The sequence below is a fragment of the Allobaculum stercoricanis DSM 13633 genome, from assembly GCF_000384195.1.
GTDB lineage: Bacteria > Bacillota_I > Bacilli_A > Erysipelotrichales > Erysipelotrichaceae > Allobaculum > Allobaculum stercoricanis.
Map to the genome: position 1 here is coordinate 387,861 of NZ_KB913034.1, position 12,980 is coordinate 400,840.

The 12,980-nt window shown below is 36.5% G+C and carries 12 protein-coding genes and 1 other annotated feature; of the genes, 11 read left to right on the forward strand and 1 reads right to left on the reverse strand.

Features of this window, described 5'->3' with window-relative positions; translation table 11 throughout:
- Window positions 1-71: 71 nt before the first annotated feature.
- From ALLST_RS0101830 to ALLST_RS0101860, 7 genes are all read left to right on the forward strand, one after another.
- A complete protein-coding gene (locus tag ALLST_RS0101830; protein WP_019892289.1) occupies window positions 72-569 on the forward strand; it encodes a GNAT family N-acetyltransferase in 498 nt (165 codons plus the stop codon).
- A gap of 392 nt (window positions 570-961) precedes the next feature.
- Window positions 962-2,212: an IS110 family RNA-guided transposase gene (locus tag ALLST_RS0101835; protein ID WP_019892209.1), complete on the forward strand. Its 1,251-nt coding sequence runs from the start codon at window positions 962-964 to the stop codon at window positions 2,210-2,212.
- A 270-nt stretch (window positions 2,213-2,482) separates the two neighbouring features.
- The gene (locus ALLST_RS0101840) at window positions 2,483-3,727 is read left to right on the forward strand and encodes a helix-turn-helix domain-containing protein (RefSeq protein ID WP_019892290.1); all 1,245 of its coding nucleotides are present in this window, start codon (window positions 2,483-2,485) and stop codon (window positions 3,725-3,727) included.
- A gap of 22 nt (window positions 3,728-3,749) precedes the next feature.
- Window positions 3,750-4,328: a CDP-diacylglycerol--glycerol-3-phosphate 3-phosphatidyltransferase gene (gene pgsA / locus ALLST_RS0101845; RefSeq protein ID WP_019892291.1), complete on the forward strand. Its 579-nt coding sequence runs from the start codon at window positions 3,750-3,752 to the stop codon at window positions 4,326-4,328.
- Between the two features lie 99 nt (window positions 4,329-4,427).
- The gene (locus ALLST_RS0101850) at window positions 4,428-4,934 is read left to right on the forward strand and encodes a CinA family protein (RefSeq protein WP_019892292.1); all 507 of its coding nucleotides are present in this window, start codon (window positions 4,428-4,430) and stop codon (window positions 4,932-4,934) included.
- A 215-nt stretch (window positions 4,935-5,149) separates the two neighbouring features.
- A complete protein-coding gene (recA, locus tag ALLST_RS0101855; RefSeq protein ID WP_019892293.1) occupies window positions 5,150-6,280 on the forward strand; it encodes a recombinase RecA in 1,131 nt (376 codons plus the stop codon).
- 322 nt (window positions 6,281-6,602) lie between these two features.
- Window positions 6,603-8,048, forward strand: coding sequence for a nicotinate phosphoribosyltransferase (locus ALLST_RS0101860; protein ID WP_019892294.1), 1,446 nt, complete (start codon window positions 6,603-6,605; stop codon window positions 8,046-8,048).
- 87 nt (window positions 8,049-8,135) lie between these two features.
- On the opposite strand, the gene ALLST_RS09750 is transcribed toward ALLST_RS0101860, so the two are convergent.
- The gene (locus tag ALLST_RS09750) at window positions 8,136-8,891 is read right to left on the reverse strand and encodes an alpha/beta hydrolase (protein ID WP_019892295.1); all 756 of its coding nucleotides are present in this window, start codon (window positions 8,889-8,891) and stop codon (window positions 8,136-8,138) included.
- A 438-nt stretch (window positions 8,892-9,329) separates the two neighbouring features.
- Here ALLST_RS09750 and ALLST_RS0101875 point away from each other — a divergent pair, with 438 nt between their 5' ends.
- The 4 genes from ALLST_RS0101875 to ALLST_RS0101890 all read left to right on the forward strand — a co-directional run bounded on the left by ALLST_RS0101875 (window position 9,330) and on the right by ALLST_RS0101890 (window position 12,911).
- Window positions 9,330-9,650 (forward strand): hypothetical protein, encoded by a 321-nt coding sequence (locus ALLST_RS0101875; RefSeq protein ID WP_019892297.1) that lies wholly within the window; start codon window positions 9,330-9,332, stop codon window positions 9,648-9,650.
- Between the two features lie 314 nt (window positions 9,651-9,964).
- Window positions 9,965-10,199, forward strand: a binding site (T-box leader).
- Between the two features lie 44 nt (window positions 10,200-10,243).
- The gene (locus ALLST_RS0101880; protein ID WP_019892298.1) at window positions 10,244-11,287 is read left to right on the forward strand and encodes a methionine ABC transporter ATP-binding protein; all 1,044 of its coding nucleotides are present in this window, start codon (window positions 10,244-10,246) and stop codon (window positions 11,285-11,287) included.
- Window positions 11,271-11,948, forward strand: coding sequence for a methionine ABC transporter permease (locus ALLST_RS0101885; RefSeq protein WP_019892299.1), 678 nt, complete (start codon window positions 11,271-11,273; stop codon window positions 11,946-11,948). Before ALLST_RS0101880 ends, ALLST_RS0101885 begins: the two co-directional genes overlap by 17 nt.
- Before the next feature lie 105 nt (window positions 11,949-12,053).
- Complete coding sequence (locus ALLST_RS0101890) at window positions 12,054-12,911, forward strand: MetQ/NlpA family ABC transporter substrate-binding protein (RefSeq protein ID WP_019892301.1); 858 nt, start codon at window positions 12,054-12,056, stop codon at window positions 12,909-12,911.
- Window positions 12,912-12,980: the final 69 nt, after the last annotated feature.

Here is a 12,980-nt window from a genome sequence, read left to right on the forward strand (position 1 = left end):
GGAATTGATGTATATTGATTCGGTTTTGCTATAATGGATTGGATTGGCAAGGACGCCAGGAGGAAACAGCTATGCTTGAAATTAGAAATGCAAAATTGAGTGATTTAGAGAAAATTGCGAAATTAGAATCTCTTTGTTTTAGTCCAGCTGAGGCAGCAGATCGAGAAAGTTTAAAACAAAGATTAGAAGTTTATCCAAACCATTTCTGGTTGCTCTGGCGAGATGGCGAACTAGTCAGCATGGTCAATGGAATGGTCAGCAACGAAATAGAATTGTTAGATGCTTTCTATACAGATGCGACATTGCATGATGAAAGTGGGGATTGGCAGATGCTTTTTGGCGTTGAAACAGATCCACAATTCAGACAAAGAGGCTATGCTTCAATTTTGATGAAAGAAGCAATCAAAGATTGCGTTAATGATTCTCGAAAAGGCATTATTTTAAACTGCAAAGACCAATACATTCCTTTCTATGAAAAATTAGGATTTACAAATCGTGGTGTCGCAAAATCTGTACACGGCGGTGAAAAATGGAACATCATGGAATTGAATTTGGAAGATGAAATTTAATTCAAAAATAAAAATATGATTTTGAAGGGGCGATGAAATCAGCTTTGTTGCCCCTTTTTGTTTTGTGGAAGATACAATTTAGCAATATGAATATTCATTGATATAAAAATGTAAGCCAAAACATAAAAAATAACCATACAGTCGGGCTCTACCACTCCTGATGTAACCGAGTGAATTTGATCACTCGGTCTTTTTTCTCTTGCTATACTGAAATTAGCGGAAGAGATCGTTGCTTTTTTGAGATTTGATCTCGCAAAAAAAATTGATAGAAGATCTTCTGTATGCACCACTGACTGTTTCGAAACAGAACGAATAATTCGCCCTGCTCGAGAACGTAGAAAAAAATATTAATTCGCAGAAGATCGGCCGCTTTTCTATTTTTGGAGGTAATTATGGAAAGACTATATGCGGTTTGTTGTGGTATCGATGTTCACAAAAAGATTTTGGTTGCTTGTTTGAGAACGAAACAATCTACTGAAATTCGTTCTTTTGGTGCATCAACTCAAGATCTTCTTGATCTTGTGGATTGGTTAACAGCCAATCAATGCGAAGCTGTAGCGATGGAAAGTACAGCTTCATATTGGAAGCCTGTTTTTAATATTCTTGAAGGCTATGATTTAAACCCAATGGTTGTCAATGCTCAACACATGAAACAAGTTCCTGGACGAAAAACAGATGTAAAAGATGCTGAATGGATTTCTGATCTGTTAATGAATGGACTTCTTAAACCGAGTTTTATTCCAAATAGACGTCAAAGAGAACTTCGCGAACTATGTAGATACAGAAAATCATTGATCGTTGATTTAGGTGCTGAAAAGAATCGACTTCAGAAAATGTTAGAAGGAGCGAATATCAAACTATCTGGGACAATATCCGATATTAATGGTAAGAGTGGAAAAGCTCTTCTTGACTATATTGTTTCTGGCGAAATTTTTGACGACGAAGCTTATGAACGACTTCTTGCAGAAAAGTTGATTTCCAAACGATTAAAAGCACCTAAAAAACAATTGATCAAAGATATGCAAGGTTGTATCAGCCCAATTCAGGCAAAGATGATCAAAGTGATTCGAACTCATATTTCAGAACTTGAAGCGCACATCAAAGAACTGAATGACGACATTTCAAATCATCTAAACGAAGAAGAAGAAAACGCAGTTGAATTAATCAAAGACATCCCTGGTATTTCAGATACGAGTGCACAAACGATCGTTTCAATCATTGGAACAGATATGTCGCGCTTTCCAACAAGCGGAGCTTTGTGTTCATGGGGTGGACTATGTCCTGGAAATCATGAAAGCGCTGGGAAACGAAAGAATGGAAGAACAAACAAGGGAAATAAACTCTTAAGAAGTACTTTAGTTGTCTGTGCTCACTCAGCTGTGTTGAAAAAAGATTCTTACTTTGGAGAAATGTATAAACGGATTGCCTCACATAGAGGAAGGAAAAGAGCTATTGTTGCAGTTGCACACGCAATATTACAAATCATTTGGCAACTACTCAAAAAGAATGAGAGATATGAAGATTTAGGCTCAGATTACTTTGAAAAGAAAAATCACAAAAATAAGTTAGTATCAACTTTAAAGAAGCTTGAAAATTTTGGAATAACTCTCATGCCAGAACAACTGGCACAAGTAGCCTTCTAGAATTTTACTATTTTATTTTTTCAAAAACGTCAGGGATTTTGTGCGCTTTTTTCTAAAACGTTCGATTTGGTTACAGAAAAAAAAAAGAAAATGTTTATATATACAAAGATCAAAAAAAGTACATCATTTTGGATGATCTCAAAAACAAGAAAGATGAAAACCAAAGATAACCAGCTATATTTGTTAAATATACGATACTTTTACGGTTTGAGCACCCTTTTTGTTATGATGTTTGAATGTTATAATTCTTTTTCAAGGGAAAAGTAAATTATGCAATATTATCAAATACTCAAACAAAGACGACTGGATTTGAACTTATCGATCCAAGATATTTCTACGCAAACAAGACTTCGACCTGAATATATCCGTGCCATCGAAGAACACAATCTTGATATTTTCTCCGATGACTTTTCATATGTTCGCTATTTCATTCATGGCTATTGCGATGCAATTGGTGTGAATTGGGAATATATTAAGGACGCTGTAGATGCAGATGTGATGGCTTATGCATCAGCGCGCGATCAGGCTTTACAACAAGCTCAGGTTAAGATGATTCAATCGATGCCATCGGCCAAACCATCGAAACAAGCATCACGAGCTTCTAAAAAACGTCGCAACCAGACCAATATGAAAAGTAGCGCATCCAAACTTTCGCGTTACATGAGTTGGGGAAATCAAAACAAGCTTTCTCGTTTGATTTTGGTGAGTGCAGTTTGCTTGATTACGTTGTTTGCGATTATTGGTTATGTCTCGCGCAGTCGTGCGAATGCTTCATTAGAAGCAGAACGCTTGGCTAGAGAACAAGAGTTGAAAAACCAAGAAGAAACAACCCAACGTTTAGCGGAAGATCTCCAAAATCGAAAACGAGGAGAAAGTGCAAACAACCAACAAGGAGCGCTAGGATTAACGGCTTTAGGAAATAGTCGTTATCGTCTAAGCGGATTCTTGCCAACAACGACAACTGTGCCAATTGTAATTACACCAAATGGACAACAAAGCGTCACCATTTATTGGAATGATAATCCAGCTTATTCTGCAACTTCTGATCAATTGATTTCTTATGATCTGAAAGCAGAAGGGGACGGCGTATTACAAGTCACTATTTCTGGTTCAACGAAAACACCAGCGATGAGCATTGGTGGATATATGATTCCGGAAAACTGTCTGACCATCAATTCAACTGGAATGTTAACGATTCAATTTGAAGTGGTTCATGATGGAATTCCTGCGACACAAGGTGAATCACAATCTGTTAGTCAAGAACAACCGACTAGCGAATATGAGTCACAATATGAAGAACCAGTTGAAGAACCGGTAAACGACCCTTCATACTACGAAGATCCAAGTTATGTAGATCCAACATATCAAGACCCCGCATATACAGATCCGACATACGAAGAGCCGCTTTATGAAGAACCGATTTATGGTGGATCAGATGGCTTAACAACTGATGGACAGGATTATTATCCAATTGATGCAAATGGCAATCCGATTTTGCCTGAAGCGGGTTATTAATGGGGGATGAACAAATGAAAAAATGAATTTACCAAATAAGCTCACCGTATTACGTATGGTGATGGTTCCTATTTTATGGGCTGTTTATTTATGTATTCCTGCAGATGCAGGAATCGTATCGCAAGAAGCAAACTTAGGATTACGCAACATTTTAGTTTTAATTCTCTTTACCGTTGCTTCCTTGACAGATATGTTAGATGGCCAAATCGCACGAAAAAGAAATCTGATTACCTCTTTCGGAAAATTTTTGGATCCAATTGCCGACAAAATGTTAGTCAATACAACGTTGATTTTATTGTGCTTTAACCATGAAGCATCTATTATTCCTGTATTAATTATGATTGCTCGTGACTTAATTGTGGATGGATTGCGTTTATCTGCAGCAAGTCAGGGTGAAGTTGTTTCTGCAGGTTTTTCTGGAAAACTTAAAACTGTTTTACAGATGGTCGCAATCATCATGTTGTTACTTCATAACTGGCCATTTGTTTATTTGAATTTGCCAATTAGTGAAATTGCACTTTGGGCAGCAGCTTGCGTCAGTGTATATTCCGGTTGGGTTTATTTCGATAAACTTAAAGATTACGTTTTAGAAACAATGTAAAATATAAAGAAAGTAAATAAGCCATTTGAATATCGATCTTTTCATCGAATTCGAATGGCTTTTCTTTGAGTGAAAGAATGAAGAAAGAGATTAGAACAGATGATGAATAAAGAAGTTGAATACAATATTGATTTTGATCAAGCACAAAATCTCATTGAACTTGCCAAGAAAAAACAAGTCACCATTTCTAGCTGCGAGAGTTTTACTGCAGGATTATTTAGCGCAACGCTCGCTTCAATACCAGGCGCTTCTTGGGTATTAAAGGGAGGATTTGTGACTTATTTTACGGAAATGAAAACGATATTAGCACATGTGGACTTGGATTTAATCCAACAAAAAGGTGTGGTTTCAAAAGAATGCGCAATGGCGATGGCTAGCCAAACAAGAAAGCTGACAAACAGTGATTATAGTGTGTCGTTTACCGGAAATGCCGGACCATCCTCTATGGAAGGAAAGCCGGCAGGATTATTTTATTGTGCCATCGCGACAAAAGAACAAACAAAATTTTTTGAATATCAAGTCGATCTTGAGCGCAATCATTTACGCGGCTATGCCGTAAATCAAATGATTCAAGAATTGATTCACGATTTAGAACATGCGAAATAGTGAATAGTTCATGCACAAAATATGCACATCTAAAATGTGAAAATGCGTATTTTGTAAAAAAATAGATAGACAAAAGGTTTGCTTTCGGTCAATAATTAAGCATCAGAAATGAAATGCGAAAAAATAAAAAATATATTTATTTATTTTTAAGTGACAATAATAATGTCAGAAATACATTTATCGTAAAGACAAGCAGTAATTAGGGGGTAATCAATATGGCAACAAAGAAAGTTGAGAAAGTAAAATCTAAAGACGAGCTTTTAGCAGGCGTTATTAAAGATATTGAAAAAGAATATGGTAAAGGGTCAATCATGAAACTTGGGGATCGTGCAGCAGTTGATGTTGAACCGATCCCATCTGGCTCCTTACTTTTAGATAAAGCACTCGGGATTGGTGGATATCCTAAAGGAAGAATTATCGAGATTTATGGACCTGAATCTTCTGGTAAAACAACATTAGCATTACATGCAATTGCAGAAGTTCAAAAACGTGGTGGCCGTGCTGCATTTATTGACGCAGAAAACGCAATTGATCCAGTATATGCGAAACACTTAGGAGTAAATATCGATGAATTAATTTTGTCCCAGCCAGATTCTGGAGAACAGGCATTAAACATCATGTTGATGTTAATTGAAAGTGGTGCAGTGGATTTAGTTGTTGTTGACTCCGTTGCCGCATTAGTTCCACAAGCTGAATTGGATGGCGAAATGGGCGAAATGCAAGTCGGGGCACAGGCACGTATGATGTCTAAAGCGATGCGTAAACTTTCCGGGATGATGAATCAAAACGATTGTACAGCGATTTTCATCAACCAATTACGTTTGAAAGTCGGTGTGATGTATGGAAACCCAGAAACTACACCAGGTGGCTATGCATTAAAATTCTATTCTTCTGTACGTATCGAAATCCGTAAATCTGAAGTGATTAAAAATGGAACAGAAATTGTCGGAAACAAAGTAAACGTTAAAATCGTGAAGAATAAAGTTGCAGCCCCATTCCGCAAATGTACTTTGGAAATCACTTATGGACAAGGATTGTCTGCTCTTTCTGAATTGATCGATTTAGCTGTAGATTATGATGTCATCAAGAAATCTGGATCCTGGTATTCTTATCAAGGAGATAAGATTGGTCAAGGTAAAGAAGCATCTAAAGAATATTTGAAAAATAACGAAGCTTTACGTAGTGAAATCGAACAAAAAGTTCAAGCATTAATTCGTAGCTCGAATTTGAGTGATGATATTGATCACGACGATATTCAAAATCAAGAAGAATTAGCATTAAATGATGCGATTGAAGAAGATTTCGATAATATCGATCTGGAAACAGGAGAAATCTTAGACGATTAATCCCTATTGATCTCATAACTTAAATGTTCAATCTACAATTTTGTAAATCTATGTAAGCCATACGATATGATTCGTGTGGCTTTTTTTGAGGTTTAAACAAATGCGATGTATGAAATGAAAATCATCTTTTGTACAGGTTATAGGATGATCAAGAACGATAAAAATAGCGGTATCATTTTTGTTAGAGAACTTTTTTATAGAAAAGTACCTAGAATTTTATGGTTTTAAGCGTTTCATGAACTTGAATGATTATAATAATAAAAATATTCAAATTTTTTGAGAAAGCAGATGTGTAATTCTGCTTGATGAAGGGATAAAAAACATGAAAGATGGAAGAAATTTATCTTTGGTCATGGATTTTTATGAACTGACGATGAGCCAGGTCTATTTCAATGATCACAAAGAAGAGGAAGTTGTATTCGACTTGTTTTATCGTCGAAACCCCGATAATGGCGGATTTGCGATTTTTGCGGGATTAAATCAGGTTGTTGAATATATTCAAGATTTATCGTTTACTCACGAACAAATCGAATATTTAAGAAGTTTAAATCGATTTACAGATGAATTCCTTGAATATTTATCGAATGTCCGTTTCACTGGAGATATTTGGGCAATTCCAGAAGGAACACCCGTTTTCCCTTATGAACCATTGATTAAAGTCAGAGCACCTTTGATCGAGGCCCAATTAGTTGAAACAGCATTATTACTTGCGATCAACCACCAAACTTTAATTGCGACAAAAGCGAGACGAATTGTGCAAGCCGCAAAAGGAAAAGCAGTCATGGAATTTGGTGCACGTCGTGCGCATAACTTTGACTCTGCTATTCAAGGGGCACGAGCTGCTTATATTGCAGGTGTAGCAGGAACTGCAACAACGGAAGCAGGGATGCAGTCATCTATTCCCGTATTAGGAACAATGGCGCATTCATTTGTTCAAAGTTTCCCAACAGAATATGAGGCGTTCTTAGAATATGCAAAAACATATCCAAATTCTTGTACTGTCTTAATTGATACATACAACACATTGAAATCCGGATTAGAAAATGCGATTCGTGTGGCTAAAGAATATCTCGAACCAAATGGGTATCGCTTAAAAGGGGTTCGTATTGACTCGGGTGATATGGCCTACTTATCGAAAAAAATTCGTCATCGTTTAGATCAAGAAGGGATGCAAGATTGCTCCATTGTTGTATCGAACTCTTTAGACGAATACTTAATCGAATCTTTAGTTGACCGCCAGGGCGCTAAAATCGATTCTTATGGTGTCGGAGAAAATATGATCGTTTCTAAAAATGCCCCTGTTTTTGGCGGTGTATATAAACTGGCAGCTTTAGAAGAAAACGGTGTTATGGTTCCGAAAATTAAAATTTCGGAAAATGAAGAAAAGATCACCAATCCAGGCGATAAAAGACTGTATCGAATTTATAATAATGAAGATGGCAAAGCAATTGCGGATTTAATCGCATTAAGTGAAGAAGAAATTCGTGAAGATCAGGATTTGACGATTTACCATCCAATGAGTAAATGGAAATCTAAAACACTTGAAGCAGGAACATTTGAAATACGTGAACTTTTAGTCCCAATTTTCGAAAAAGGAAAATTGGTTTACAACATGCCATCCTTAGTGGGGGTTCGTGACTACTGTGCTCGTGAATTAGAAACACTTTGGGATGAAATTAAACGTTTTACTAACCCACAAGAGTACTACGTGGATTTAACGGAAAAATTACTCGATTTAAAAATTTCGATGATCCAAGAAAAACGCTAATGTTGATTCAATAGAAAAAGCCAAACAAAAGGAGATTTCCTTCGGTTTGGCTTTTTTGATGGATTGAGAATGAAAATGACGATCGAATTAATGATCATCCTCATTATCGATGTCATCATCTTGATAAATTTGTGGCTTGATTTCATGACGGAAATAGTCACGAATAAGAGAAAAAGCAAGACTTTGATAAGGACCATCATACAAGAAACGATGCTTAGCATGATGTAAGAAGACTAAGGCTTTTTCTTTGTTTGGAATTTGATTGAATATTTTGCGTGAGGATTTATATTGAACGACTTCGTCACCAGTTCCATGAAGAATGAAGATTGGACATTTGACTTTCAGTATATCGTTACGAAAGTTTTGAACCACACTGACAAAACCTTTGGTATGTTCACCACTCATTGATGGAGCGGCATTGTCGCTTTTGGGCATGATTTTATTTTTGGCAACTCGAGACACTTGGTTAAAATCAAATGGATAAAATGCTGGAGCAGCCAGTAATAAATCTTCAATGGAATAAATACTGGCTAGATGGCTAGCGATAATACCACCCATTGAAAAGCCGACAAGGTGAATGGTTCGGCGTTGTGCAATTGCTTGTTGAATTCTTGTTTCACAACGGCGCATCCATTGGGAAATATCGGTATCATCAGGATCATTTGGATTAAAGTAAGAAAATTGCCAGACCTCAAATCCTTCTTTTTCTAAATATTCAGCAAGTGGATCAAATTCATGCATCGTTTTAAATCCAAAGCCATGGATTGTAATCACAAGATCTTTTTGGGGAAGAGCTTGGCCTTTTGCATCTTTTTTGAAAAAACGTGAGAAGTTGAATTTCATGAAAAACTCCCTCTATTCATGAATCAAAATCAAAAGAGTCTATTATCGATTTTGAAATATAAGTAAATTCGCTATTTCTTATTCTAACGCAAATAAAGGAAGGAAATTCAAAATACGCTTAAAATCCTTGTAAAATCAGGAAATGAAATAGATTCGAACAAAAGAAGAAGTTTTAAGGTGGATGGATCGGTTTGAATTTGATCGATAAAAAACAAGTGGAAACTGTGAAAATTTTAGCAATTTTGCAGGATTTGAGTGCGTATTTATGTGATCTTTATGCAAAATTAAGCATCTTTATTTAGTATTAATTTTCTATCAATTTTTCGTGTATTTAACTTTGAAGACTTTTTGTGACTTGCTAAACTTGTAACGAAAATAAGAAAAAGAGTAATCAATACCGTTTTTCGACCTACGAAAAAGAGGAAGGAAGTCTGTGAAATGCCGAATAGTCCAGAAAAAATGAAGTTATTTTACCTTTGTAGTGCAGCAAGAAACTTGCGTGCAAAAATGATGCGCGCTCTCCATTATACATTGACTGGACAATATGATACGGCGATTCAATATATTCAAGATTATTATCATGAACTCAAATCGCTCCGTAGTGAATATTCTTCTTTAGCGATCGATAAACAAGACTTGTTATGTAAAGATGTCGAATCCTCATTGAAATTTAGCGAACTTGTATGTGATTCAATTATGCAGGCGAATTGTTTACATTCCAAAAATTGCTCGGCAGTAAAATTCCATATTTATAACTAAACGGCAATTTTTGAGTCTAAATTTTTCATTTTGGAAAACGAAAAAGAATAAATATTTGTTGTTTTGAATCGAAAATAGCGTGATATTGATCATTTTCCACGGCCAAAAATAAGATTAAATCGGAAAAATGGGATAAACACCAATCTGAAACGCATAGTTTTTTCTACTAAATCAGAATGATTTGACCACTAAATCGCACATGAACTGAAAAATGTGCGTTTTTTTGTACGCTTTTCTAAATTTTCTGAAAGAAAAATGTTTTATTTTCAAAAAAGGACTTGATGTTTAGAAATGAAATGATAAAGTAGAACCACAAATTGGTGATGAAAAGAAGAGTACCCAATCCAATGTGCAAAGAGAGTTTCTGGTTGGTGTGAAGAAACGACAAAAGGTTGGCGAACATGGTCTTGGAGCTGCATGATCGATAGTTAGACATGACGGGAACGCCCGTTACAGCGTTAGAGTATGAATGTACTTGATGAGGCAGTTGTTGGTGACAACACTGTAAATTTAGGTGGTAACACGGAGTTTATAGCTTTCGTCCTAAGTGATGAGAGCTTTTTTTTATTTTATTGAGCAAGGAGGCAAATGCTTTGATTCAGTTAGAGCATGTAACCAAAACATTTAAAACGAAAGACGGAGATGTCCAAGCTGTAAAAGATGTTTCAATCCATGTCAAAGAAGGAATGATTTATGGCATCATCGGATTTTCTGGAGCAGGAAAATCCACACTTGTCCGTTGCATGAATTTATTAGAAAGACCAGATGAAGGAAAAGTTATTTTCGATGGTCAAGATCTTACACAAGCAAGTCCAGTAGAACTGAGAAAATCACGCAAGAAAATTGGAATGATTTTCCAACACTTCAACTTACTTCCCGCATTAACGATTTATGAGAACATCGCACTTTCTTTACGAATGGAAAAAACACCAAAAGATGAAATCGATGCGAAAGTCATGAATTTATTAGAACTGATTGATTTAGTCGAACGAAAAGATTCTTATCCAAGTCAGTTATCTGGTGGACAAAAACAACGCGTATCGATTGCTCGAGCGTTAGTGAACGATCCAAAAGTATTGTTGTGTGATGAAGCAACTTCAGCACTTGACCCACAAACAACGCAAACAATCTTAAAGTTGATCAAACGAATCAATAAAGAAAGAGGAATCACGGTTGTCATGATTACTCACGAAATGTTTGTCGTGAAAGAAATTTGTGATCGCGTCGCCATTATGGATGCAGGTCGCGTGGTGGAAGAAGGGGACATCGTTGATATTTTCTCTCATCCACAAGAAAAGATGACAAAAGAATTTATTTCTACCGCAAGTAATGCCAACAAAATTGATGAGTTAATTGAACAACAACATCCAATTACGCAACTGAAAGAAAACGAACAACTTGTTCGTCTTCAATATGACCAAACGAATACATCGCACCCGATGATTTCTGAGATTTCTCGTAAATTTAATGTCGACTGCTCGATTATTTACGGAAATATCGAAATCCTTCAAGAATCCCCAATCGGAACATTGATCTGCGTATTAAAAGGGTCTGATGATGATATTCGCAATTCCATCGCTTGCTTTAAACAAGATGGAATTAGAGTGGAGGTGATTAAGCGTGGACACATTGACTAATTGGATCCCTAACGTCATTGAATATTCAAACTTGTTCCCACAAGCCATTGTTGACACCTTGATCATGTTGTTTGTGACGGGTGTGATATCACTATTGATCGGCTTACCTTTGGCCATTATTGTCGTTGTCACAAAACCAGAGGGGATTTGTCCAAATAAAACAATCTTCTTCATCTTAGACAAATTCATTAACTTATTTAGAGCAATTCCATTTGTGATCTTGATTCCGATGCTCTCGGATCCAACCCGTTGGATTTTCCATACGACGATTGGAATTAAGATGGCTTTTGTTCCATTAATTGTTGGAACAGTCCCATTTGTCGCAAGACAGATGGAATCGGCAATGGAAGAAATTCCAGAAGGAATTGTCGAAGCGAGCATTTCCATGGGGATGAGTCCTTGGCAAATTGTTCGCCACGTTTACTTAAAACAAAATATCCCAGGCATGATTCGCGGTATGACAATTGTGTTAATCGCAGTCATTGGTCAAATCGCCATTGTCGGTACAGTTGGTGCTGGTGGTCTGGGTGACTTGGCAATTCGCTTTGGATGGCAAAGACGTATGAACGACATTACTTATGTTGTTTTATTCTTATTGCTCGTCATTATTTCTATTATTCAAATGGTTGGTGACTGGCTTGTTAAAAAGACGACACATTAAGATGTGAACGTTGATGATCGAAAAGATCGAACTGAATTTAGATTTTAATCCTGAATATCATTTGAGGATTAAATAAAAATGAAACACTTTTGGAGGAAAACGAAAATGAAAAAATTGAACACATTGGTGGCTGCTGCAGTATTATCTGCCGGCCTTGTTGGATGCTCTAGCTCCAACAATACTGCTTCTAGTACAGCAGATTCTTCTGCAAAAGCAGATAAAACAATCACTGTTGGGGCAACAACAAGCCCACACGGTGTAATCCTTGAAAAAGCTAAAGATTTATTGGCTGAAAAAGGATACACATTAGAAGTTGTTGAATTCTCTGATTACCCAAACATCAACCCATCTACTTCTGATGGTTCCTTAGATGCAAACTATTTCCAACACTTCCCATACTTAGAAAGTTACAATGCTGACAGCAATTACACTGAAGGTGTAGATGGCTACTTAGTTTCTGCAGGTGCAATTCACTACGAACCACTTGGCATTTATTCTCAAAAACATGAAAGCGTAGATGAAATCGCTGATGGTGCGCAAATCGCAATTCCAAACGATGCAACGAACGAAGCACGTGCATTATTCTTATTAGAAGCACAAGGATGGATCACTTTAGCAGATGATGTAAATATCGCAACTGCAACAATCCATGATATCGAAGAAAATCCAAAGAACTTAGAAATCGTTGAAATTGCTGCTGACCAAGTTGCTTCTAAACTTCCAGATATCGATTTCGGTGTTTTAAACGGAAACTATGCTTTAACTTCTGAAGTAACTGAAGACCTTTTAGTAACAGAAGCAGCTGACTCTGAAGCGGCAAAAACTTACCAAAACATTATCGCTGTTCGTGAAGACAGAAAAGATGATGAAGCAATTAAAACATTAGTCGAAGTATTGAAATCCGATGAAATCAAAAAATTCATCAACGATGAATTTGGTGCTTTTGCAGTTCCTGCTGAATAGTCATCGATTAAAAATTTAAACTAACCCCGAATCTTAAAATCCTTATCGAAGACCCCGACTTTCGATAAG

Coding starts and splice junctions, on each gene's coding strand:
- ALLST_RS0101850 (WP_019892292.1), top strand. CDS start 4,428: ATGATGAATAAAGAAGTTGAATACAATATTGATTTTGATCAAGCACAA.
- ALLST_RS0101835 (WP_019892209.1), top strand. CDS start 962: ATGGAAAGACTATATGCGGTTTGTTGTGGTATCGATGTTCACAAAAAG.
- ALLST_RS0101840 (WP_019892290.1), top strand. CDS start 2,483: ATGCAATATTATCAAATACTCAAACAAAGACGACTGGATTTGAACTTA.
- ALLST_RS0101830 (WP_019892289.1), top strand. CDS start 72: ATGCTTGAAATTAGAAATGCAAAATTGAGTGATTTAGAGAAAATTGCG.
- ALLST_RS0101860 (WP_019892294.1), top strand. CDS start 6,603: ATGAAAGATGGAAGAAATTTATCTTTGGTCATGGATTTTTATGAACTG.
- ALLST_RS09750 (WP_019892295.1), bottom strand. CDS start 8,891: ATGAAATTCAACTTCTCACGTTTTTTCAAAAAAGATGCAAAAGGCCAA.
- pgsA (WP_019892291.1), top strand. CDS start 3,750: ATGAATTTACCAAATAAGCTCACCGTATTACGTATGGTGATGGTTCCT.
- recA (WP_019892293.1), top strand. CDS start 5,150: ATGGCAACAAAGAAAGTTGAGAAAGTAAAATCTAAAGACGAGCTTTTA.
- ALLST_RS0101890 (WP_019892301.1), top strand. CDS start 12,054: ATGAAAAAATTGAACACATTGGTGGCTGCTGCAGTATTATCTGCCGGC.
- ALLST_RS0101875 (WP_019892297.1), top strand. CDS start 9,330: ATGCCGAATAGTCCAGAAAAAATGAAGTTATTTTACCTTTGTAGTGCA.